This is a genomic window from Streptomyces sp. NPDC002602, assembly GCF_042889445.1.
In the GTDB taxonomy this organism is placed as follows: domain Bacteria; phylum Actinomycetota; class Actinomycetes; order Streptomycetales; family Streptomycetaceae; genus Streptomyces.
Genome location: NZ_JBIAQX010000010.1, coordinates 159,552 through 181,960, shown reverse-complemented (window position 1 = coordinate 181,960; position 22,409 = coordinate 159,552). Strand labels below are relative to the sequence as shown.

Annotated in this window: 20 protein-coding genes; 14 read left to right on the top strand and 6 right to left on the bottom strand. The window is 74.8% G+C overall.

Annotated elements, in window-relative coordinates:
- Positions 1-12: 12 nt before the first annotated feature.
- Positions 13-1,047: an aldo/keto reductase gene (locus ACFYW3_RS25080; protein ID WP_389387391.1), complete on the bottom strand. Its 1,035-nt coding sequence runs from the start codon at positions 1,045-1,047 to the stop codon at positions 13-15.
- 108 nt (positions 1,048-1,155) lie between these two features.
- Here ACFYW3_RS25080 and ACFYW3_RS25075 point away from each other — a divergent pair, with 108 nt between their 5' ends.
- The 10 genes from ACFYW3_RS25075 to ACFYW3_RS25030 all read left to right on the top strand — a co-directional run bounded on the left by ACFYW3_RS25075 (position 1,156) and on the right by ACFYW3_RS25030 (position 14,089).
- Positions 1,156-1,866 carry a TetR/AcrR family transcriptional regulator gene (locus ACFYW3_RS25075; protein WP_389387390.1) on the top strand — a complete coding sequence of 237 codons (711 nt, stop codon included), beginning with the start codon at positions 1,156-1,158 and terminating at the stop codon, positions 1,864-1,866.
- Between the two features lie 370 nt (positions 1,867-2,236).
- Positions 2,237-2,428 (top strand): thiazolylpeptide-type bacteriocin, encoded by a 192-nt coding sequence (locus ACFYW3_RS25070; RefSeq protein WP_053684594.1) that lies wholly within the window; start codon positions 2,237-2,239, stop codon positions 2,426-2,428.
- Between the two features lie 261 nt (positions 2,429-2,689).
- Positions 2,690-2,878, top strand: a complete 189-nt coding sequence (locus ACFYW3_RS25065; RefSeq protein ID WP_267799757.1) for a thiazolylpeptide-type bacteriocin — start codon at positions 2,690-2,692, stop codon at positions 2,876-2,878.
- A 107-nt stretch (positions 2,879-2,985) separates the two neighbouring features.
- Complete coding sequence (locus tag ACFYW3_RS25060; RefSeq protein WP_389387389.1) at positions 2,986-5,688, top strand: lantibiotic dehydratase; 2,703 nt, start codon at positions 2,986-2,988, stop codon at positions 5,686-5,688.
- A gap of 101 nt (positions 5,689-5,789) precedes the next feature.
- Positions 5,790-6,956 carry a lantibiotic dehydratase C-terminal domain-containing protein gene (locus ACFYW3_RS25055; RefSeq protein WP_351760246.1) on the top strand — a complete coding sequence of 389 codons (1,167 nt, stop codon included), beginning with the start codon at positions 5,790-5,792 and terminating at the stop codon, positions 6,954-6,956.
- Entirely contained in the window at positions 6,953-8,962 is a 2,010-nt protein-coding gene (locus ACFYW3_RS25050; RefSeq protein WP_389387388.1) for a hypothetical protein, read from the top strand. Before ACFYW3_RS25055 ends, ACFYW3_RS25050 begins: the two co-directional genes overlap by 4 nt.
- Positions 8,959-11,010 (top strand): TOMM precursor leader peptide-binding protein, encoded by a 2,052-nt coding sequence (locus ACFYW3_RS25045; RefSeq protein WP_389387387.1) that lies wholly within the window; start codon positions 8,959-8,961, stop codon positions 11,008-11,010. The genes ACFYW3_RS25050 and ACFYW3_RS25045 overlap by 4 nt, the downstream gene beginning before the upstream one ends.
- 52 nt (positions 11,011-11,062) lie before the next feature.
- The gene (locus tag ACFYW3_RS25040; protein ID WP_389387386.1) at positions 11,063-12,820 is read left to right on the top strand and encodes a thiopeptide-type bacteriocin biosynthesis protein; all 1,758 of its coding nucleotides are present in this window, start codon (positions 11,063-11,065) and stop codon (positions 12,818-12,820) included.
- Between the two features lie 247 nt (positions 12,821-13,067).
- Positions 13,068-13,433, top strand: a complete 366-nt coding sequence (locus tag ACFYW3_RS25035; protein ID WP_351760922.1) for a hypothetical protein — start codon at positions 13,068-13,070, stop codon at positions 13,431-13,433.
- Positions 13,430-14,089 (top strand): nucleotidyl transferase AbiEii/AbiGii toxin family protein, encoded by a 660-nt coding sequence (locus tag ACFYW3_RS25030; protein ID WP_351760925.1) that lies wholly within the window; start codon positions 13,430-13,432, stop codon positions 14,087-14,089. The genes ACFYW3_RS25035 and ACFYW3_RS25030 overlap by 4 nt, the downstream gene beginning before the upstream one ends.
- Positions 14,090-14,151: 62 nt before the next feature.
- Here ACFYW3_RS25030 and ACFYW3_RS25025 read toward each other — a convergent pair whose 3' ends face one another.
- Positions 14,152-15,015: an alpha/beta fold hydrolase gene (locus ACFYW3_RS25025; protein WP_389387385.1), complete on the bottom strand. Its 864-nt coding sequence runs from the start codon at positions 15,013-15,015 to the stop codon at positions 14,152-14,154.
- A 76-nt stretch (positions 15,016-15,091) separates the two neighbouring features.
- Between ACFYW3_RS25025 and ACFYW3_RS25020 the strand changes: the two genes are divergently transcribed.
- The gene (locus ACFYW3_RS25020) at positions 15,092-15,709 is read left to right on the top strand and encodes a sigma-70 family RNA polymerase sigma factor (protein ID WP_351760931.1); all 618 of its coding nucleotides are present in this window, start codon (positions 15,092-15,094) and stop codon (positions 15,707-15,709) included.
- 79 nt (positions 15,710-15,788) lie between these two features.
- On the opposite strand, the gene ACFYW3_RS25015 is transcribed toward ACFYW3_RS25020, so the two are convergent.
- Entirely contained in the window at positions 15,789-16,325 is a 537-nt protein-coding gene (locus ACFYW3_RS25015; protein WP_351760933.1) for a MarR family transcriptional regulator, read from the bottom strand.
- Positions 16,326-16,615: 290 nt separating this feature from the next.
- Here ACFYW3_RS25015 and ACFYW3_RS25010 point away from each other — a divergent pair, with 290 nt between their 5' ends.
- The 3 genes from ACFYW3_RS25010 to ACFYW3_RS25000 all read left to right on the top strand — a co-directional run bounded on the left by ACFYW3_RS25010 (position 16,616) and on the right by ACFYW3_RS25000 (position 19,588).
- Positions 16,616-17,695 carry an alkene reductase gene (locus ACFYW3_RS25010; RefSeq protein WP_351760936.1) on the top strand — a complete coding sequence of 360 codons (1,080 nt, stop codon included), beginning with the start codon at positions 16,616-16,618 and terminating at the stop codon, positions 17,693-17,695.
- 52 nt (positions 17,696-17,747) lie between these two features.
- On the top strand, positions 17,748-18,653 hold the full coding sequence (locus ACFYW3_RS25005) for an NADP-dependent oxidoreductase (RefSeq protein WP_389387384.1): 906 nt from the start codon (positions 17,748-17,750) through the stop codon (positions 18,651-18,653).
- A gap of 140 nt (positions 18,654-18,793) precedes the next feature.
- On the top strand, positions 18,794-19,588 hold the full coding sequence (locus ACFYW3_RS25000) for an alpha/beta fold hydrolase (RefSeq protein WP_389387383.1): 795 nt from the start codon (positions 18,794-18,796) through the stop codon (positions 19,586-19,588).
- Positions 19,589-19,686: 98 nt separating this feature from the next.
- Here ACFYW3_RS25000 and ACFYW3_RS24995 read toward each other — a convergent pair whose 3' ends face one another.
- From ACFYW3_RS24995 to ACFYW3_RS24985, 3 genes are all read right to left on the bottom strand, one after another.
- Entirely contained in the window at positions 19,687-20,178 is a 492-nt protein-coding gene (locus tag ACFYW3_RS24995) for a DUF3515 family protein (protein WP_351760944.1), read from the bottom strand.
- A gap of 64 nt (positions 20,179-20,242) precedes the next feature.
- Positions 20,243-21,490: an MFS transporter gene (locus tag ACFYW3_RS24990; RefSeq protein ID WP_389387382.1), complete on the bottom strand. Its 1,248-nt coding sequence runs from the start codon at positions 21,488-21,490 to the stop codon at positions 20,243-20,245.
- 226 nt (positions 21,491-21,716) lie between these two features.
- The gene (locus ACFYW3_RS24985; RefSeq protein ID WP_389387381.1) at positions 21,717-22,334 is read right to left on the bottom strand and encodes an exonuclease; all 618 of its coding nucleotides are present in this window, start codon (positions 22,332-22,334) and stop codon (positions 21,717-21,719) included.
- Between the last annotated feature and the right edge of the window lie 75 nt (positions 22,335-22,409).

Genomic DNA, 22,409 nt, shown 5'->3' with positions numbered 1-22,409 from the left:
CGCGCGGGGGCGTCAGACCGCCGGCGGGTTGAGGCGGGCGAAGCCCTCCTGCCGCCGGTACGGGAAGTGGGGGTAGGGGGCCGGGCGCTCGCTCGCCGTGTCGAGCCTCGCCATCTGGTCGGGGGTGAGGGTCCACCCCACGGCGCCGAGGTTCTGGCGCAGTTGTTCCTCGTTGCGGGCGCCGACGATGACGGAGGACACGGTCGGCCGCTGGAGCAGCCACCGCAGGGCGATCTGCGGGACGGCCTTGCCGGTCTCCTCCGCGATCTCGTCCAGGACGTCGACCACCCGGTACAGGTGCTCGTCGTCGACCGGCGGACCGTAGTCGGCGGTGTCGTGCAGCCTGCTGCCGGCGGGCAGCGGCCGGCCCCGGCGGATCTTGCCGGTGAGCCGGCCCCAGCCGAGCGGGCTCCAGACGATCGCGCCCAGTCCCTGGTCGAGGCCGAGCGGCATCAGCTCCCACTCGTAGTCGCGGCCGATGAGGGAGTAGTAGACCTGGTGGGCCACGTAACGCGCGCGGCCGTGCCGGTCGGCGGTGGAGAGGGACTTCATCGTCTGCCAGCCGGAGAAGTTGGAGACACCGGTGTAGCGGATCTTCCCGGCCCGGACCAGGTCGTCCAGGGTGGACAGCACCTCCTCGACGGGGGTGCCGGCGTCGAAGGCGTGCAGTTGGAAGAGGTCGATGTAGTCGGTGCCGAGGCGGCGCAGGGCGTCGTCGACGGAGGTGATCAGGCGGGAACGGGAGGTGCCGGCGTCACCCGGGCCCTCGCCCGTGGGCAGGCCGGCCTTGGTGGAGATGATCACCTGCTCCCGTCGGCCCTTGAGGGCGGCTCCGAGCACCTCCTCCGAGGCGCCCGCCGAGTAGACGTCGGCCGTGTCGAACATCGTGATGCCGGCGTCGACGCAGATGTCCACGAGGCGGCGCGCCTCCTCGACGCCCGTGTTGCCCCAGGCGCCGAAGAGCGGCCCCTGCCCGCCGAAGGTCCCCGCACCGAAACTCAGCTCCGGCACCTGAAGCCCGGACGCACCCAACCGCCTGTACTCCATGACGCATCTCCTCCTCAGCCGCGAACCCTCGAACTAATGGGTCCGCAGTTCCGTTAAGATGGGGCCAGCGTAACAAGCCATGCTCATTAATGGAACAGGAGTCCCGTTATGGAGTTCGCGAAGGGCGAGCCCGAGGGTGAGACCGAAGTCGGGACCGGAGTCGGGACCGAAGCCGGTACGGAGACCGGAGGTACCGGGAGCGAGGCCGGCGCCGAGGTCGAACCGGGAACCACCCGGCCGGGCGGTCGCACCGCGCGCGTACGGGCGGCGGTGCTCCGGGCTGCCGGGGACGTCCTGGCCGAGCGGGGTTTCTCCCATCTGGACCTCGCCGACGTGGCGCGCCGCGCCGGGGTGGGGAAGACGACCGTCTACCGCCGCTGGGGAACCGTCACCGGCCTCGTGACCGACCTCCTGTCGGACATGGCGCAGCAGTCCGTGCCCCGTACGGAGACGGGTTCGCTCCTCGGGGACCTGACGGCGAACACCCGGCTGGTGGCGCGGACGCTGGCCGATCCGAGGCAGGGCGCCCTGTTCAAGGCGGTGATCGCGGCGGCGACGTGCGACGCGAAGGCGGCGGAGGCGCTGCACGGCTTCTACGCCGTCCGCGTCGAGGAGTGGGCCCCGTGCGTCGCGCGGGCCGCGGCCCGGGGCGAGGTGCCCGAGGGCACCGACGCGCACGAGGTCGTCCGCGCCGCGTCCGCCCCCCTCTACTACAGACTGCTGACCACGACGCTGCCCCTGGACGAGGCGGCCGCCGACCGTGCCGCGACGGCCGCGGTGGTGGCCGCGCGCGCGGGGGCGTACGTACGGAACCCGTAGCGCGGGCGACGGGCGACGGGCGACGGCCCGGTGCGCGGCCTGCGCGGACGCAACCTTCAACTCCCCCCGGAGCAGGGCCCGATACCGGACGGAGCACCGGCTTCCGTTGGCCGGGATATTGGCTGCATCTCCCCTCCAGCGGTCCTGCAGCACCGTGCATGATCGTGGATGCCTGGCCGGTCAACGGCCGGACGGAGCCCGGATCCAGGAGATCGAACCGCGGTCCTCACCCAGGGGACGGAGGATCGCTCGCCTGCGGGCCCGGCCGGACGTACGCCGGAGACCCTCGGGGCCGGGTGACACCGTCCCGTGGACCGGGCGTTCGGTCACGGCACATTCGGCTATCACTTCCACCTTCCGGGAGACACGCATGTCCGACATCGCACGCACCCCCGAGTTCGCCCTCCAGGACCTCGACCTCGACCTCGGCGACCTCACCGTCACCTCCATGCGCGACACCGTCGCGCTGCCCGAGGGCGGGGCGTCCTGGGGTTCCTGTTCCTGCCAGGGCTCGTCCTCCTGCGCCCAGCCGACGCTGGACGCGGGCGAACTCGCGGGCTGACCTCCGCACGCCTTCGCACGCCTTCGCACGACGGCCGGCACATCACGGGCCGGCGCACCACGGCCTCGGCACCACGGGCCTGAGCACCACGCACCACGCACCACGCGACGCACCACCTCACGAGCGGCGCGCACCCACACCGGTGCGCGCCACCCGCGGCGGACACCCGACCGCCGCACGCCCCGACCGTCGACCGTCGACCCGTCGCACCCGACGGCCCTCGCCCGTCGACCGTCGCCCTTCCGATCGGAGGAGACCTCCATGGACCGAGCCACCCCCGGCCCCGGCTTCGCACTCGACGACCTCGACCTCGACCTCGGCGACCTCACCGTGACCTCCATGCGGGACACGGTGGCACTGCCCGAGGGCGGGGCCTCATGGGGTTCCTGCTCCTGCCAGGGCTCGTCCTCCTGCGCCCAGCCGGAGCGACCCGAGGTCCCGACGCTGTAGCCGTCGGGCACGAACACCCGCTCACGTCGTGACACCTCCCGCCGTACGCCGCGCACACCGCGTACGGCGGGAGGCCCGCGCGTCATCACCGACAGGAGGGAACCGTCATGTCGCAGCCGCGCCGGCCGGCCACCGACACGGACACCGGCGCCGGCGGCTACCGGGTGCGCTCCGCGCCCTACGCGCTGGTCCGCGCCACCGTGCTCGCGCACCCGGCCCAGCAGCCGCCCGCCGCACGGTTCCGTGCCCTGCTCGCCCACCTGCACCGGCTCGACACGCGGTTGCCGCGGATCACCGGGCCGCTCTGCGACGCCCTGTACGACAGCCGGGACGGTCATCCGGCGGAGTTCCACCGCGACGTCGTGCTCCCGCTGCGCCGGGCCCTGCACAACGGTCGCGAGCCCCGGCCCGCCCTGCTGGAACGCCTCGGAGACCTACCGGACCGGGTTCCCCCGCTCGCGTCCTGGCTCGCGCTGCGCGCCCGACGGGGCGCGGTGCTGGCCGAGTTGGGCGACGCCGCCGATCAGGCGCTGGCCGGTGAGCGCGCCGCCCTGGCCGCCCTGTGTCGCGAACCGGCCCTCGGCAAGGCCGTCGCCCTCACCAGCGCCGATCTGCTCCGGGCCGTGGAACGGGCCGGCACCGGCGTGCTCGACCGCAGGGCGCGCAAGGAGGAACCCACCGTACTGCGGTACGCCTTGCGGGCCAGTACCAAGACGAGCCCGCTGTCCTGGTTCACCGCCGTCGGCTGGGGCGTCTCGTCGGGCTCCGCACCGGATCGGCCCGGTACCGCGTGGGGAACCGCGCCGCTCTTCACGGACCCCCTGCACCCGGTCGTGAAGGTCAACCGCACCCTGACGACGGCCCTGACCCTCGCGCTCCTGACCGCGCCGCACCGCCGGGCGGCCCTCCCCCACCGGATCACCAGCAGCGCCCGGGTCAAGGACGGCCGGGCCGCGTTCTCCCGCGACCGGACCGCCTTCGCCGGCGGCCGTTACCTGGTGGCCGAGGAGGACGAGGTCGAACTGCCCTACGGCGGCCCCCTGGACCTGGTCACCGAGCACGCCGAGACCCCGGTGCCCCTGGCCGGGTTGGCACAGCGGCTGGCCGAAGCCCTGAAAGGGGCGGGCGACGACGGCCCCGCCGCCGCCTCGGCCTTCCTCGACCGCCTGGGGCAGGCCGGGCTGCTGGTGCCGGGCGACCCGGTGGCGCCCCAGGACGGCGACCCGCTGGAACGCCTCTCGGCGTGGCTGCGCACCCTCGGCGCGACCCACCCCGAGGACGCGGCACGCGCCGACCTCGTCGACGAACTCGCCCGGGTCACGGCCGCCTTCGCGGCGGCGTCCGCCGCCGAACGGCCCGCCCTGCTCGACGACCTGTCCCGGGACTGGAAGGCGACCCTGGCCGACGCGGGACGTCCCGTACCGCCGGTGTCCGCGCCCCTGAACGTGCTGTCCGAGGACGTCGTCGCCCCCCACCCGCTGCCCGTCGACGGCTTCCTCGACGACGCCGACCACGAGGCGCTCGGCGAGGTCACCGCGCTCGCCGAGCTGTTCGACCTCGGGCACCTGCTCCGCCGCATCGTCCGCGACCGCTTCGTCGCGCGGTACGGATCCGGCGGCACCTGCCGCCACCCGTGGGAGTTCGGGGCCGAGGTGGCCGAAGCCTGGGAGGCGGCCGGTCGGCTCGCGGCGCTCGCCCCCGGCGACCGGGCCGCCTTCCCCACCGGGGCCGGCGCGCTCGCCGACCTCCGCGCGGAGGTCGTCCGGGCGGTCACGGACCCCCCGCAGGGCCCTCCCGCCGCCGACGACGCGGTCGTGTTGCCCCCGGACCTCGTCTCCGGTCTCGGCGGGCGGCTGCCCGACTGGACCGCCGAACGCCCGCTCGGTTACGCGTACTTCCTCCAGCGGGAGCCGGGTCCGCGGCCGGCCGACCTCGGCCCGGGCCCGCTGTGCGTGAACCACGTGTACGGCGGGTGGGGCCGGTTCACCAGCCGGTTCCTGGACGCCCTCGATCCGCGCGCCGCCGCCGAGGTGTCCCGGCAGATCCGCCGCGGGCTGGGCCCCGGCGCCCGCGCCGCGCAGATCCGACCCGTCGGCGGCTTCAACGCCAACCTGCACCCGCTGCTCGTCCCGGACGAGATCGGCCCCGACCGCGGCCGGGCCTCGATCGGCGAGGGCGACCTGGACCTCGTCCACGACGAGGCGACCGACCAGGTGCGCCTGCGGCTGCGGAGCACCGGGGAACACCTCGACGTGCTGTACCCGGGGTTCCTCGCGCCCGTGCTGTTGCCGCGCCGCATCGGCGCCCACCTGGCCGACCACCCCGAGGGCGCCGTCGACTTCGGGGCGCTCGTGCCCCGTCGCGCCGTCACCGCGCCGGGCGGGCTCGTGACGCGCACCCCCCGGCTGCTCCACCGCCACGTGGTGCTCCGCCGGCGGCGTTGGCTGCTGCCGCCCGACGTCGTCCGGGCCCTGCGCGCCGACCTCGGCACCGACCCGGTGCCGGCCGCGGCCGCGGTCCGCTGGCGCGCCCTGCTGGACCTGCCCGAGCAGCTCTTCCTGCACCCGGTCGGCGGCCCCGTCACCGGGCGGGCCACCGCCGACTTCCTGAACCGGCTGAACCGCCCCAAGCCGCACCTGGTGGACCTCGGCAACGCGCTGCACCTGCGGTGCCTGGCCAAGTGGCTGTCCCGACACACCGAAGGCGGCGCGGTCCTGGAAGAGGCGCTCCCCGCACCCGGCGGCCTGGACACCCCGACCCACGCGGTCGAACTGGTACTTGAGGTCAATCGGCCCGGACGGCTGCGATGAACCGGGACACGACGACGGTTCGAGAACGACAAGAACGACAAGCATCACGAGAACCACGAGAATCACGAGAGCCGGAAGAGAGCGTGCGAGGCGTGCGAGGCGTGCGATCCAGCGACGGCCACGCCCCGGAGGCCGGGGACGTCCGGGAAGCCCGGGACGTGGTCGTCTACCACCACCACCCCGTCAAGGCGCCCCTGTTGCGTGAGGTGGTGTTGCCGCTCGCCGAGGCGTTCGCGGCGGACGGGTGCGCCGCCCACGTGGAGCGGCACTGGCTGCACGGCCCGCACCTGAGGCTGCGCCTGGTGGGCCCGCGCGAACGGGTCGACGCCGCCGCCGAGGCCGCCGTGACCGACGTCCGCGCCTGGCTCCGGGTCCACCCCTCGCACGGCGACCTCACCGAGGCCGAGCTGTTGGAGCGGGCGGAGGAAGCCGGCCGCGCCGAACTCGTCGCCGGTCCCTACGGGCCGATCGTCGCGGACAACACCGTCCGGGTCGAGGCCGTCGACCGCACCGCGCTGCGCGGTCTCCTCGGCGACGACGGCGCCGACCTGCGCGACGAGCTCCTGCGCGCCGGCCTGGGCCCGTTGCGCGCCGGCGCCGCCTTCCTCGGCGAGCACGGCGATTCCGCACAGGCCCGGGTCCAGCTCGCGGTGGTCGCGCTCGCCGCGCACGCCGGCGCCCACCCCGGCGGGCTGGCGGGCGGTCACTACTCGTACGTGTCGCACCTGGAGGACTTCCTGTTCCACGAGGATCCGGACGGACGGCTGCGGGACCGGTTCGAACGTCACGCCGAGCGCGTGGAGGACGCGGTGACCGGGCTCGTCGGGCGGATCTCCGGCGGTGGCGCCGAGGGGTGGGAGCGGGCCTGGTCCGCGTACTCGGCGGGCGCCTGGGACCTGGTCCGGGACCGGTACGAGGGGGGCGCGGACCTGCACGGTTCCCCGGACGCGTACCGGGCGCGGGCCGCGGCCACCGGGGACCCGGGGACGGCGCGGCGCTGGAACCACGAGGAACGCACCGGCTACAGCGCCTTCCACGAACTGCTGAGTCGCTCCGACCCCGAGGGGTCGATGTGGAGCCGCCCCGACTACCTGATCCACCGTGCGTCCACGAACGCCCTGTACCGGCTGCTGGCCATCTGCGACGTCCGCCCGCCGGAGCGGTACCTGGCGGCGCACCTGGTGATCCGTACGGTGCCAGGCCTGACCGGCTGCGACTGGCGTACGGAGCTCGGCGCGGCCGTCGACGCCGTGGAGGGGGCCTCGTGAGCGCCGAGCACCCCACCACCCCGCGCGAGCCCGCCACAGCGGACGCCGACCCGGGCTCGGGCTCTGACGCGCGTACGGGCACGGGCGCGGACGCGGACGCGGGCTCTGCCGCCCGTCCGGACGCGGGCACGGGCACGGACGCGCGCCCGGGGCAGGGGCCGGGGCCGGGGCCGGGCGCGCGCCCGGGGCCGGATGCGGGCTCCCGGGCCGTGCGGCGGCTGCGTCCCGGGGTGGCCGTGACCCCGTTGCGCGAAGGCCTGCACCTGCGCGGGCGGCGCGGGAGCGTCACCCTGGAGGGCAGCAAGGCGCTGCCGACCCTGTGGCGCGTGGTGGAGGAGCCCCTGCGCGACGGGGGGTTCGAGGAGTTCCTGGGCGGCCTGGAGCCGGGCTCCGCGCTGCGCCGGGCGGTGGACACGCTCGTGGGACAACTGGAGGCGCACGACCTGCTCATGGCGGACCCGACGCCACACCCGACCACCGCACGGACCACCCCGACCGGTCCGGTCGAGGACTGGCTCGGTGTGACGGCCGAGCGGCCCGACACCGCGCGGGCGGCGCTCCTCGGAACCCGCGCCGAGGTGGTGTCGGGCGCTCCCGACGGCCCCCTGGCCAGGGCTGCCGGGCGGGCGTTGGCGGCGGGCGGGCTGCCCGTCGCGTACACCGTCGATCCGGATCTCCCCGGAGACCGGGTCCTCCTGTACGCCCGAGGGCCGGGTCCCGTCCGGGGCGTGGCGGTCGGCCGGCGCGCCGGGCGCGGGTACGCCACCGCGCTCGGCAGTCCCGCCCAGATCCGGTCCGAGGCCGAGGCCCTGGAGGCCCGGCTCGACCGCCCCGGACCGCCGGGAGCGCCCGCCACACAGGCCACGCCCGCCGTGTTCGCGACGGCCGAGGTACCCGCCGTACCCGCCGTGCCCGCCGCGTTCTTCGCGCTGCTCTCGGGCGCCGCCGCGCACCGGCTGCTGTGCGGGGCCGCCGGGCTGCCGGACCCGGCGGACGAAGGGGAGGACGACCGGCTGCTGCCCGGGCTGCCCGCGGTACTGCTCGCGAACGCCCGGCCGTCGCGGGCGGACTACCGCAACTGGCTCGGACCCGACCTGGTGGATGCCGATCGGCGGGGGCTCCTGCCTGCGGCCGCCACCCTCGGGGAGGCGCTGCGGCGGTTGGCGGCCCTCACCGACGACCGGTGCGGGCTGCTGCCCGAGCCGCTCCCGGGGGACCTGCGCCAGTTGCCCGTACCGCTCGCGCACTGCGTAATGCGCCGGGCGGGCCACCCTGACGGCGTCCTGGTCGGCGGCGCGCCCCGGCTGGACCTGGCCCGCCTGGAGCTGTTCTGCCGGGCCGCCGAACTCCTTCTCGGCGGCGACGGCTTCAGCGTCGGGGCGAACCCGGGGCACGCCCGGGGCCGGGCCCTGCGCGCGGTCGCCGGCGGCCTGCCGGAGCCGGCGGACGGGTTGCGTGCCGTGCCCGCCGACCGGTGGTCCGGACACCCGCAGGTGCGCCACTGGTGGACCACGCTGACCGACCGTCTCGGCGTCCCCGCGCACCTGAAGGTGTTCCGGGTCGCTCCGGGCGAGGACGTGTACCGCGCGGTCGTCCGCCCGACCGGGCACGGCGAGGCGTCGTCGGCCGCGTCGCGTGTTCTCCCCCTGCTCGGTGACGCGGTGGAGGCGACGCCGGGCGACGCGGCCGCCTTCGCCGCGCTCGCGGCCGTGGCCTGCGTCTCGGCCCCCGATCCCACCAGCGCGTTCGCCTCGGGCTCGGGGGGCGCGGTCGCGCCACTGGCCGCCGCCGGGGTGCGGACTGCCGCCTGGGAGGACTCGGGGTGGACCGGCCGCTGGTTGGCCGAACTGGCCGGGCGCGAGGAGGCGCTCCAGGACGCGCTGCGCCGGCTGACGGGCGCGGATACGGCCCCGGACGCGCCCACCGCCGGGAACACCGGCGAACCCGGGGCGTTGCTGCGGGCGTTCGGATTCACCGTTCTGCGCACCCCCCGGGAGACACGATGACCTCCGCGACCCCGACTGCGACCCCGACCCCGACCCCGACCAAGACCCCGGCCCCGGCCCCGACCACGGCCCCGACCACGGCCCCGACCACGGCCCCGACCACGGCCCCGATGCCTGCCCCGTCCGGTCCGCTCGGGGCGCTGCCGGTCCCCGTGCTCGACGCCGGTTCCGCGACGGCGGCCGTGTCCGGGGCGGCCGTGGTCCTGTTGCCCCGGTGGACGCTCGGCCTCGCCGAGGAGCTGACCCGGCACGCGCTGGGCCACCCCGTGGAGTTCGTACCGGTGCGTCTCGACGGGGCGCTGGCGGTGGTCGGGCCAGTGCTGCGGCCGGGCGCGGCGGCGTGCCTGTGCTGCGCCGAGTACCAGCGGCTGGCCACGGCGGGCGGCCGCGTGCCGTGGCGGAGCCCGACCCTGGAGCTGGCCGGCGTGCCCTCGCCTGCCCTGTCGGAGTCGCTGGGCGCCCTCGCGCTGGAGCTGCTGGAACCGGCCGCCCCCGAGGAGACCGAGCCCCATACGGAGCCGGGTACGGAGCCCGATACGGAGTCGGCCGTCGTGTACGTCGTGCACCTCGGGCGCGGCACCTGGTCCACGCACCGGGTCCGCCCCGTCGGCGGCTGCGCGGTGTGCCACCCGCTGCCCTCGGACTCGGCGTCCGACGTCGCCGCGCTGCCGTCGGCCCCCCGGCCGCTCCCCGATCCGTACGTGCTCCGCGCGCCCAACCCGCTGACCGCGCCCGCGCGACTGCGCGAGGCCCTGTACGACGAGCGGTTCGGCCCGGTGCGCCGGCTGTTCCGGTCCGAGGACTCGGCGTTCTGCCTGACCAGCGCGTTCGTGACCGACGGTCGTCTCGTGGACGACGGCGGGTACGGCCGGTCCCGGGACTTCGACGACAGCGAGCGGATCGCGCTGTTCGAGAGCGTGGAGCGGTACACGGGCATGCGGCCGACCGGCCGGCGCACGGAACTACGCGCCTCGTTCACGGAGTTGGGGCCCGAACGGGCCGTGGACCCGCGGCGGCTCGGCCTGCCCGACCCCGCCCACCACGGCCACCCGTCGTCACCGACCGTGCCCTACACCCCGGACCTGGTCATGGACTGGGTACACGGCTGGTCGCTCACCCGGCGGCGGACCACGGCCGTCCCGGAGCACGTGGCGTACTGGGACGTCCCCGGCGGCGACCGGACCCGCGTGGTGTACGAGTCCTCGAACGGCTGCGGCCTCGGCAACAGCCCCGAAGAGGCCGCGCTCTACGGGCTGTTCGAGGTGGCGGAGCGCGACGCGTTCCTGATGGCGTGGTACGCGGCGACGCCCCTGCGCCGGGTGCTGCCCCCGCCGGACGACCCGGACACGGCGCTGCTGGCGGACCGTGCGGCGCTGGCCGGTTACCGGCTCGTCCTCCTCGACGCGACGAACGACTTCGGCGTCCCGGCGGTCGTGGCGGTCTGCCGGTACGAGGGCTCCCACCCGCAGGCGCCCCGCATGTTCCTGGCGGCCGGCGCCCACCACGACCCGCGCGCGGCGATCCGCTCCGCGGTGGCCGAGGTCGTCACCAACGTGCTGGACGCGGGGCACCGTTCCCTGGCCGAGGCCGGCCCGCGCGACCCGCGACGGCTGCGGCCGATGCTGGAGCGGCCGGAGCTGGTGGTGTCCCTGGACGACCACGTCGGCGTGAACACCCTGCCCGAGGCGGGCCCGCGCCTGGAGTTCCTGTTCGCCGACACGCCCGTCCTGTCGGTCGAGGAGGCCTGGCCGGGGGCGCCGGAACCGGTCGGTGACCTCGCCGACCTGCTCGGGGCGAACGTGGAGCGGCTGTCCCGGGCCGGTCTGGAGGTGATCACCGTCGACCAGTCCGAGCGGGGGCTGCGCCGGCGGCTCGGACTGCACGCGGTGAAGGTCGTCGTCCCGGGCGCCCTGCCGATGACCTTCGGGCACGTCAACCACCGCACCCGGGGGCTTCCCCGGCTGCTGGAGGTGCCGTACCGACTGGGGCGCACGGACCGGCCGTTCCGCCCGGAGGACCTCACGATCCACCCGCACCCCTTCCCCTGACCCCACGACGCACGGGCCCACCGCGGGCACGGGCCCACGACGAGGACCGCTGATGACGACGACCGACACCTGGCAGAGCCACCACCTGTTCCTGCACTCCACCGCCGAGGACGCCGACGCGTTCCTGCTGGAGGCCGCGGCCCCGCTGCTGGACGGCCTGGTGGCGGCCGGGGAGGCCGACCGGTGGTTCTTCATCCGCTACGGGGAGGACGGCCCGCACCTGCGGATCCGGGTGCGGGGCGCGGACCCGGCGGCGGCGGCCCGGCTGCCGGAGGAGTTGGCGCGGGCCGCGAAGGAGGTGCCCTCGGTGCCGGGCCCGTGGCCGTCCGCCCACGGGGAGGTGCGGTCGGTGCCGTACGTGCCCGAGACGGACCGGTACGGCGGCCCGCTCGCGCTGCCGGTCGCCGAGGACGTCTTCGCCGCCTCCACCGGGGTGGTCGTCGAAGCCCTGCGGGAGGTGCGGGACGGGGGCGCGGCGACGCGGCTGACGATCGCGGCCGACCTGGCGCACGCGACGGCGTACGGGCTCGGGATGGACGAACTCGCCGCGGCGCGCTGGCTGCGCGGGCACGCGGCCGGCTGGCGGTGGGTCACCGAGGTGCCGCTGCTGCCCGGCGCCTCGATACACGCCCGGGTCAACTCCGTGTACGCGGCGCAGCGTTCGACGCTGGGGCGGCGCGCGGCGGACCTGCGGCGGCGGCTCGCGGACGGCACGGCGGCGCCCTGGCTGCTCCGCTGGACGGACCGGGTCCGGGAGGCCGACGCGACGCTGCGGGCGGACGGCGAGCCCGGGGCCTCGTACGCCTGGGTGTGGGCCTCGCAGCTCCACATGCTGTTCAACCGGCTCGGCGTCACCCCCGACGAGGAGCGGGCCGTGTGCCGGCTGGTCGCCCGGACCCTGCTGGAGACGACGGGCTCGGGGTCGGCGGGCCCGGGGACGACGGACTCGGGAACGCCGGGCTCGGGGTCGGCGGAGGCGCCCGCCGACTACTTCCCGGTCTCGCACGCCGCCCCCGACTTCCGCTACCTGGAGCGCAGCAAGTTCCAGATCGGGCGCGGCGAGGACACGGCCCTGCGGCCGTCGGCGCCGCTCTCCCCCGCGTCGGCGTCCGGCCGGTCGGGATGGGGATCGGCCGGGCCGGAGATCGCGTTGCCGACGGGTCCGCTCCCCGAGGTGTCGCTGCGCGAGGTCCTCGCGGGCCGGTCCTCGCTGCGCGGCGCACTCACCGGGCCGCTCGACGCGGACACGCTGGGCGCGTTGCTGTGGCACTCGCTGGCCGAGAGCGGCCGCTCCGAGCAGCACCTCGCGGACGGCTCGACCCGTTCCCTCGTGCACCGCCCCCACCCGAGCGCCGGCGCCCTGTACACGGCCCGGGTGCGGCTGCTGGTCCTCGACACGGCCGGTGTCCCCGCGGGCACCTGGGAGTGCGTTCCGCGGTCGCGGACGCTGCGCCGCGTGGGGCCGGTCCCCCCGGTGGAGGCGATCAAGGCGCTGTCGACGTACCTGTCCCGGCCCGCGACGGACCCGGACTGGATCGGCATCGACGACGCGCCGGTGGTTCTGGCCGTGTACGCGGACCTCGGCGTGCTGCGCCGCCGCTACGGCCTGCGCGCCCTGCGCCTGGCCCTGCTGGAGACCGGCCACCTCACGCAGACGCTGCTGCTCACCGCGACGGCCCTGGGCCTGGCCGGCACCCCCCTCGGCGGTTTCCACGACGACCTGGCCCACGAACTCCTCGGGCTGGACGACCTCGAACAGCCGCTGCAGTACCTGCTGCCGCTCGGCCGGCGGCCCGGGGCCACCCCTTAGGGCCTGTCGTCAAAGTGTCATCTGCCTCGCGACGCCTGGCACGCACTCTCGCCGCACCGGGCGAAAGCCCCAGTACGTCCAGTACGCGGGCTTCCGCCCGGCACGCCGAGAGCACGCACCAGACGCCGCGAGGCCGCCCTTCGGGCGACGACGCCACCTTGACGACAGGCCCTGGGCCGGCGCACACCATCGGGGGAATCCCCCACCCGTCGTGCCGGGGACGAGTGGGACACGCGATACTGGCCCCATGGCCCAGCTGTCCTCTCCCGTCCCGCCGGCACCGGTCGGCGAGGTGCTCCGCTCGCGGTACGCCGGCCGCCTGCCCGGCTCCCTCGCCGAGCTGACGGGGCCCGTCCGCGGGCCGGTGGCGCTGCCGCCGCACGTCGCGTGGTCCGGGCTGCGGACGTACGACCTGGACCGCCCGCGCCAGCGCATGAGCCTGTACCGGACGGTCCTCGCCGAGGGCCGGCGCGAGGATCTGATCGCCTTCCTGGACCGTGACCTGCTGATCGCGCAGTGGCCCGTCCTGCGCACCCTGGTCAGCCGGCACGTCCGGCAGGTCTGGGAGGACCGCTTCCCGCAGCTCCCGACCCGGACCGCCACGCTCGCGTGAACCTCAGCGGGCTGCACCGCCGACTCCTCGCCGACGTCATCGCCATCGGCTCCCCGTACCCGCTCGTCCTCACCGGTGGTTACGCGGTGCAGGCCCACGGGCTCGTCGACCGGCTCAGCCAGGACCTCGACGTCGCCACCGAGAACCCGGCCCCGATGGAGGACATCTCGGCCGACCTGGTCCACGAGCTCACCAAGCGCGGCTGGGCCGTGGAGGTCGTCGCCGTGGACCCGCTCGCCGCTCGTCTCATGGTCACCGACCCCGTCGACGGCGCGCGGTGCGAGGTGGACGTCCTCAAGGAGAACCTCTGGTCCGCACCGGAGGACACCGAGTACGGGCCGGTCCTCGCCCTCGACGACGTGATCGGCACCAAGGTCCGCGCTCTGGCCGACCGGGGCGCCCCGCGCGATCTCATCGACGTACAGGCGGCCCACCGCCTGCGCCGGCGCGACCTGGGCGAACTGGAGCGTCTGGGCGCGCGGCACGGGCGCGACGAGTTCCGCCTCGACGACCTCCGGGACCGGCTGGCCGGCTCCGAGTGGTACGACGACGAGGAGTTCGCCGAGTACGGTCTCGACGCGCACGCCATCGCCGACCTGCGCGAGTGGGCGCGGCGGTGGGTCATCGACCTCGAAGGCCGACTCACCGACGACTGAGCGGCCCACCTCACGACCGGGCCGAGACCGCCACACGCGGTTCCGGCGGCGAGCCGCGCCGCTCACCCCGTGAAGGCGGCGAGGGTGGCCACGAACCGGTCGGGGTCGTCGATCCAGGGGTGGTGGCCCGCTCCCGGCTGCACCACGAGCACGGCGTCGGGGAAGAGCGTCGCGAGTTCGGCCACCGACGCCGGGGGGCTGTTCAGGTCGAACTCCCCGACGAGCAGCAGCACGGGGACCTCGAACCCCGCGAGCGCCGCCCGCGTGGCCTCCGGGGTGAAGGCGCCCTCGGCCCCGAAGAGGGCGACGGCTTCCGCGTTGTCCGGCCGGCCCGCCTCGTGGTGTCGGCGGGCCTCGGCGTCCCAGCGGCCGTGGAAGAAGGGGGCGACGGCCTCCGTGTCGCCGCCCGTGCCCTCCATGATCGCTTCCAGGGCGGCGAACGCCTTCGGGAACCACGGCTCGTCGCGCCGGAGCAGCGCGAGTTCACGGCGCGTCCGCGCACCGATGTCCAGGCCGACGGCGCGGGTACCGGGGCCGACCAGGACGAGCCGGTCGAGCCGGTCCGGGTACCGGGCGGCGTACTGCGTGGCGATGTTCGCGCCGGCGGAGTGGCCGAGCAGCGTCATCCGGGGCAGCCCGAGGTGGACGCGCAGCGCCTCGACGTCGTCGACGAGGCGGTCGCAGCGGTAGGACGAGGGGTCCTCGGGTACCGCCGAGCCGCCGGTGCCGCGCAGGTCCGGCACGATCAGCGGGCGGTGCGCGGACAGGCCGCCGAGGTCGCCGAGGTAGCGGGAGTCCGCGGGACCGCCCGGGACGCAGACGATCGGGCCGGCCGCCCCGGCCAGGGCGTCGACGGCGGACGGGGCCGGGTCTGCGGTGACGCGGTAGGCGAGCCGGGTTCCGTCGGGTGCGTGAAAGGTGGGCATGACGTGCACCCTGCCGGCCATAACCCGGTTGTACAACCTGGTTATGGGCGAGCGGGTTCCGGTGTACAACAGAGCCATGGGTAGCGAAGACTTCACGCGACGCGGCGCCGCCACGCTGACCGACGAGCAGGCCGGGCGGATGCTCGCCGACCTGAACGACGTCATCCGCGCGGGCGAGGAGGCGCGACGGCTGCGGGCCGAGATGATCAGGACGCTCGTCGACCACGGCTGGACCCAGGAGAAGATCGCCCGCCTGAGCGACATGAGCCAGCCGGCCGTGTCCAAGCAGGTGGCGAAGCACAAGGCGGACGACCCGGCACCCCCGATGGGGCTCGCCCTCGACCAATGCGACGCGCCCTGGCTGGAAGGGCGTCTGTGGGGTTTGGCCGAGGCGCTCGCCGAGACCCTCGACGGCGGCGCCCGCTGCGCGCGTCTCGTCCACGCCATCGCCCGGGGGCGCAGGCGCTTCACGCCCGGGACGGTCGACGAGCTGCGGCGCCTCGTCGAAGAGGACCTGCGGCTGCACCGGGCAGAACTCCCCGCCGACCACCGGACCGCCTACGACGAGATCAGCCGGGGCCTCGACGTCCCGCCGAAGGCCGCCGGCGCCGCCGACGAGCCCGCCGGGCCGCCTTCCGTACGCCGCGCCCTCGCCCACCGCATCCAGCGCGACCGCCTCGGGAACGCCGACTGAAACGACGCCCGGGGCGGGCCCGGGCTCGGGGGCGTCAGCGAGCCGCACTCCCTGGGCGCCTCCCCTCCCCGGGGCGGGCTCAGCGCTCCACGCCGACCTCGCAGGTGGGGTCGACGGCCGCCTCCACGAGGTTCTTCTCCAGGCGTTCGAGGGTGTGCAGGGCGGCCGCGCGCTCATCGTCCGTGAGGCCGGCCGTCGAGATGTCCTCCAGTCGGGTCCAGATCTCTTCGACCTGACGGCGCAGCGCGTGGCTCGCCGCCGTGGGCTCGATCAGCGACGCGCGCTTGTCGGTGGGCGAGGGCCGACGGCGGACGAAGCCGGACTGTTCCAGGCGTCGGACGGTGCGGGTCATGGTGGCCGCGTCGGAGTCCATCAGCCGCACCAGGTCGATCTGCCGTTGGGGACCGCGTTCCCACAGGTGCATCATGACCAGCTCCTGGCCCGGGTGCAGGCCGATGCGGCGCAGCAGCTGACCGGCGAACATCCGGTGGAGGCGGGCCAGGCGGAAGATCGCGTGACTGACGGGTCCGCCGCCGGCCGCCGCCGGCAACGGCACGGTGGCTTCCTGTTCCGTCACCGCGAGCTTGCCCCCGGTGTCCGGCGTGAGCTGCGTCATCGTCTTCCTCCCGTTACCGATCGGCCAGCTTTACTGCCCGGTCAAGGTAACCCTACCGCCACCTGAAGCCGATGGCGCCACTCCGACACCTTTCTGATATGCCCAGGTCAGAGCACCTTCACTGGGCCCTTCCTGTCGCGTCATTCACTTCCCTCTTGGGTCCGGGGAACAAACCCGGACTGGTTACTTGTTCGGACAGGTGATTTACTTGTTCAGACAGGCAACTGCGTCGACTCGGGCACCCTGCCGTGCCCGTGCCGTCCAGACCCACCACTTCGAGGGGACTCGACATGACCACCGCGACCTCCGCGTTCGATCCGATCGAGCTGGGCGGCAAGCGCCTCGCCAGCCGCATCGTGATGGCTCCGATGACCCGCAGCCGCGCCCACGGGGCCGGCGCGGAACCGACGGAGCTGATGGCGACGTACTACGCGCAGCGCGCCTCGGCCGGGCTGATCGTCACCGAGGGCATCCAGCCCTCGCCGGTCGGCCAGGGCTACCCCGACACCCCCGGCCTGCACACCACCGGCCAGGTGCGGGCGTGGCGCAAGGTGACCGACGCCGTGCACGACGAGGGCGGCGTGATCTTCGCCCAGCTCATGCACACCGGGCGGATCGGCCACCCGAGCCTGCTGCCCGACGGCCTGGTGCCGGTGGCGCCCTCCGCGGTGACCGCCAACGGCCGGGTCTTCACCCACGAGGGGCCCAAGGAGTTCGTGACGCCGAAGGAACTGAGCGACGCCGAGATCCGGCAGACCATCGCCGACTTCGCCGCCGCGGCGCGCCAGGCGATCGAGGCGGGCTTCGACGGCGTGGAGCTCCACGGCGCCAACGGCTATCTGATCCACCAGTTCCTCGCCGACCGCACCAACCGGCGCACCGACTCCTGGGGCGGTGACATCGAAGGGCGGATCCGATTCGCCGTCGAGGTCGTCACCGCCGTGGTGGAAGCGATCGGCGCACAGCGCGTCGGCCTGCGGATCTCGCCCGGAAACCAGTACAACGACATGTCCGAGACCAACACCGGCGAGGTCTACGAGGCGCTCCTGGCGCGGATCGCCGGACTGGACCTGGCCTACCTGCACCTGATGGAGGGACCCGACCCCGAGCTCACGCCGCGGCTGCGCACGGCGTGGCCCGGCACGTTCGTGCTCAATCCGTTCACCCACCCGGACGTCACCGGTCCCGACGCGCTGAAGCTGGTCGAGGACGGGAGCGCGGACATGGTGGCCTACGGAGCCCTGTTCCTGGCCAACCCCGACCTGCCGCGCCGCCTCGCCGCCGGCGGCCCGTTCAACACCGCGGACCAGTCCACCTTCTACGGCGGCGACCACCGCGGCTACACCGACTACCCCACCCTCAACGGCTGACGCCCCCGCCAGTCGTCGACGAGGCCCCTACCCGACCACCCGGGAGTCCCTGATGTCCAAAGCGATCACCTTCTCCGAATACGGCACGGCCGACGTGCTGCGACTGTCGGAGGTCACCACCGCGGAGCCCGGTCCCGGCCAGGTCCGCATCCGTGTGCGGGCCGCGTCCGTGAACCCCCTCGACATGAAGATCCGATCCGGGCTGATGGCCGGCAACGCCCCGGCCCACTTCCCCGTGACACCCGGCCTGGACGCGGCCGGTGTCGTCGACGCCGTCGGCGAAGGAGCCGAGGCGTCCGTGGGCGACGCGGTGCTCGGTTCGACCACCGGCGGCAGCTACGGCGAGTACGCCCTGCTCGACCGGCCCGTGGCCAAACCCGACGCCCTGCCGTGGGACGTCGCCTCCTCGCTCGTCACGGTCGGTCTGACCGCCGCCCGCGTCCTGGCGGAACTGGACGTGCGGGCCGGGCAGACCCTGCTCATCCACGGCGCCGCGGGCAGCGTGGGCATCATCGCGGCCCAACTGGCCGTCGCCCGGGGCATCACCGTCGTCGGAACGGTCGGCGAACACGACGTCGAGCGGTTGACCGCGCTCGGAGCGGGCGCGGTCCGCTACGGCGAAGGCTGGGTGGAGCGGGTGAAGGCCGCGGCGCCACAGGGCGTCGACTCCGTCTTCGACGCCTCGGGCGCCGGCGTGCTCGCCGACTCCGTGGCCCTGACCGGCGACAGCGCGCGCGTCGTCACCATCGCCGACATGTCCGCCGCGCGGCACGGCGTCCGCTTCAGCGCGGGCGGCGGCGAGCAGACCGGAGAGTCCTTGTCCGAGCTGGTCGCCCTGGCCGCCGACGGAGGGCTCACCGTCCCGGTCTGGCGCACCTACCCCCTCGCGGAGGCCGCGCGGGCGCACGCCGACCTCGAAGCCCACCTCAACCGGGGCAAGGCCGTCCTGCTGCCCTGACCTCCGGTGGCCGCCGCCCCGCCCGCTCGGAGCGGCGGCCCCGGGGCCTGCCGGAGCAGTCCGCTACCGCCCTGTCCGCCACAAGGGCACACCGAAGAGCGAACCACCTGAAACCCGCCGTCTCGAACATGGGAACCGTCATGTCCGCACACCCCCTCCCCGAACCCTCTTTCGCCCGCACCGTCCTCGGCTCCGGCCCCGGCCTCGCACTCGCGCACGGAGCCGGGAGCAGCGTGGCCGGCACCTACGGCCCGATCCTGGAAGGCCTCGCCGCGCACCACACCGTCGTCGGCGTCGACTACCCCGGCAGCGGCGACACCCCCCGCTCCACCACGCCGCTGTCGCTGGACGACCTGGCCGACCAGCTCGTCGCCGGCGCCGTCGCCGAGGGCCTGGACACCTTCGCGGTGTCCGGATACTCGCTCGGCGGCCCCGTCGCGATCCGCGCGGCCACCCGCCACCCCGAGCGAGTCACCGCTCTCGTGCTGACCGCGACCTTCGCCCACCGCGACAACCGGCTCGCGCTCGCCCTGCCGGTCTGGCGCAAGCTGGCCGCGTCGGGCGACCGTGAACTCCTGGCCGAGTACCTCACGATGATGGCCGTGGGCGCCGACGCCCTGGAGGCGATGCCGGACGAGCAGCTCCGGCAGGCCGTCGGATTCACCGCCGCCGGAGTGGTCGACGGCACCCCCGAGCAGGCCGAACTGGCACCCCGGATCGACGTGCGCGACGACCTGCCGCACGTCCAGGCACCCACCCTGGTCATCTCCACCACCCAGGACCGGTTCACGTCCACCCGCCTGCACCGTCAGCTCGCCGACGGCATCCCCGGTGCCGAACTCGTGGAGATCGCCACCGGCCACCTGCCCATGGTCGAACGCCCCGAGGAGTGGCAGCGGCTCATCGTCGACTTCGCCGGTCGACACGGCGCCTGACCTCCCCGGCGCCCGGCCCGGATCACGACACGGCGGTGATCCGGGCCGCCTCTGCGCCCGCTCGGGGCGGCGACCGGCTCGGTCCGGGACACCGATCGTCAGGTGTCGCTCAGCGCCAGACACCCGGTCTTCCGCGCGAGACTGCCCAAGGCGTCGTTGATCGTGACCAGGGCGTCCCCCGCGGGCTGGGAGCCGCGCGCGAACGCCACCTCGACCGCGGGTTCGCGTCCGTACGTGGTGAACACCCACGCTCCGTCCCGCTCGACCCTGGCGTCGTCCAGGACCCAGTCGAAGCCGTTGACGTTCACACAGGTGTCGATGGTCGGGGCGAGGGGTTCCGCGCCGCAGCGCAACACGACGGCCCCGGCGCCCCATCCGGCGGTCCCCGCGCCGTCGACCGCGTCGCGTCCGCGTCCCATGAGGGTCTCGGGAAGGCGCGCGACCACGTCCGAACACGGAGCGGTCCGGGCGAAGGGTCCCGCCGGCACGCTGTAGTCGGCGCGGGCGTACACGGCGACGGCGGCGCAGAGGGACGCGGCGGCCACGGCGCAGACGAGCACTCCCCGCCTGCGCGGCCAGGTGATTCCCATGCCCGCCACGGTAGTTCCCCCTCGTGGCGCGCCCCTCACCGCCCCGCCCACGCCCCCGCCCGCGTCACGCGCGGTCGCGGGCCGCTTCGCGTCCGGGCCGTGGCGTGCGGTCGTGCCGGGGAAGGAGCAGCGGGGTCGCCCACATGAGGAGACCGGCGACCGCGATGGCCGTGCGCGGGCCGGTGACGGCGGCCAGCAGGCCCCACAGGGCGGTCAGCAGGGCGATGGCCGCCCTGCTGGTGACCGACCACGCGGCCAGGGTACGGACGACCCGGTCCTCCGGGGTCCGTTCGAGCCGGTAGGTGGCGAACACCGGATTGAACACCCCCATGCAGGTGATCAACCCGAACTCGACGGCCATGAGGAACACCAGCCCGGCGGCGCCGGGGCCGACGAAGGCCGTCCCGAGCGACCAGCAGGCCCGCAGCGTCCCGGCGGTGCGCATGACCCTGTGCCGGCCGAACCGGGCGACCAGCCGCGGGGCCAGCCGTGAGCCGATCAGGCCACCCACGCAGGGCGCGGCGAAGGCGAGGGCGTACTGCCAGGGCGCGAACCCGAGCGGGCCCAGCATGAGGACGGCGAGCAGCGGCGAGGTCGCCATGATGAGGCCGCTGACCAGGACCGTGTTGAGGAACAGCGGGCGCAGAGCGGAGTCCGCCAGGATGTACCGCCACCCTTCGAACACCTCGCCGACGCGTGACCGGGGCGGTGCTTGGCCGGGCGCGGGTCGCGGCTCCGGGCCGCCCATCGCGCGGATTCCCGCCGCCGAGAGCAGGTGGCTGACCGCGTTGGCGACCACGGTCACCACCGGGCCGAACGCGGCGATCGCGGCCCCGCCGAGCGGAGGTCCGAGCATGGTGGCGGTCCAGGTCGTGGACTCGAAGCGGCCGTTCGCGACGAGCAGGTCCTCAGGCCGGACGAGCGCCCTCACGCACGCGCCGGTGGCCGCCGTGAAGGCGATGTCGGCCGCGCCGACGACGATCGCCACGACCAGGAGCTGGGGGAAGCCGAGCCAACCGAGCGCGTACGCCGCGGGCACGCTCATCAGCGCGGCGAACCGGACCAGGTCCATCGCGACCATCACGGGCCGCTTGCGGCGGAACTCCAGCCAGGGGCCGAGCGGCAGCGCCAGCGCCGCACCGACCGCCGGTCCGGCGGCCGCCAGCAGCGAGACCCCGGTCGGTCCGGCGTGCAGGACGAGGACCGCGATCAGGGGGAACGCGTCGAACGCGAGCCACGTACCGAGGGTGCTGATCGCGTACGCCGTCCAGAGCCGGCAGAACGGCCGGCCCAGCGAGCGTCCAGCCACCATGATCGACGCACCTCTCGCCCGCTCGTGGAACCACCTCGTCCACCTCGTGTGGACGGGAGGAATCAAAGCGAGTGGCATCCCGGCGGGTCAAACAACCCGTCGACCGGCGGTCACAACCGCGCGTTGTGTGACGGGGCAGGGCCTGGGACGTCGTCCCGCCGCGCCCGCCCCGGCACAGACCGAGGCAGCCACGGCCGCGCACGCGTTCCCACTCGGCGACGCAAGCTCACCTCGGCGGCAGGCCCCGGTGGTCGGCGCGGGGGGCCTCCCAGCGCATCAGGTTCTGGAACAGCTCGCCCTGCTCGATCGCGTCGTCCAGGGCGTTGTGGGTGTGGGGGCGCGAGGACAGCAGGTGACCCGGCATCGACCGCTTCGTCGCATCCCCGATCCGCACGTCGGCCTTGGCCGCGTACAACGACTTCAGGTCCAGGCAGCGGGAATGGCCGAACGGCGAACCGCCCTCGGCGAACCGCATGAAGTACCAGTACATCCACATCCAGTCGTAACCCAGCGGGTACGCGACGAACACCGGCGTGGCGCCCAGCTCGTCCGACACGGCGGCCAGCCACGCGGCCGCACCGTTCATCGCCTCGGCGGGATCCAGCCCCTCCCGCGCCAGCCGCCCGCGGTCCAGGCCACTGACCGCCAGGGCCTCCGGGTCGAAGTCGTCACCGATCGGCTTGAGCTCGGCGTAGAAGGTGCGCTCGGCGGGGTCGACCACCCGGAACCCGTCCCCGTCGCGGACCCCCGCCACCGCGAGACCGAAACTCGACATCGAGAACGGCCCGGGCACCGGCCCGTCGGCCTCCACATCGACCGACACGTAGAACTCTGCTTTCGCCATGCTCTCGCCCTTTCCGAGTGCTGGTGCCGTGACCTGAAAGGTTCACGGCGCTAGGCCGTCTCTTTCGGATCTTGC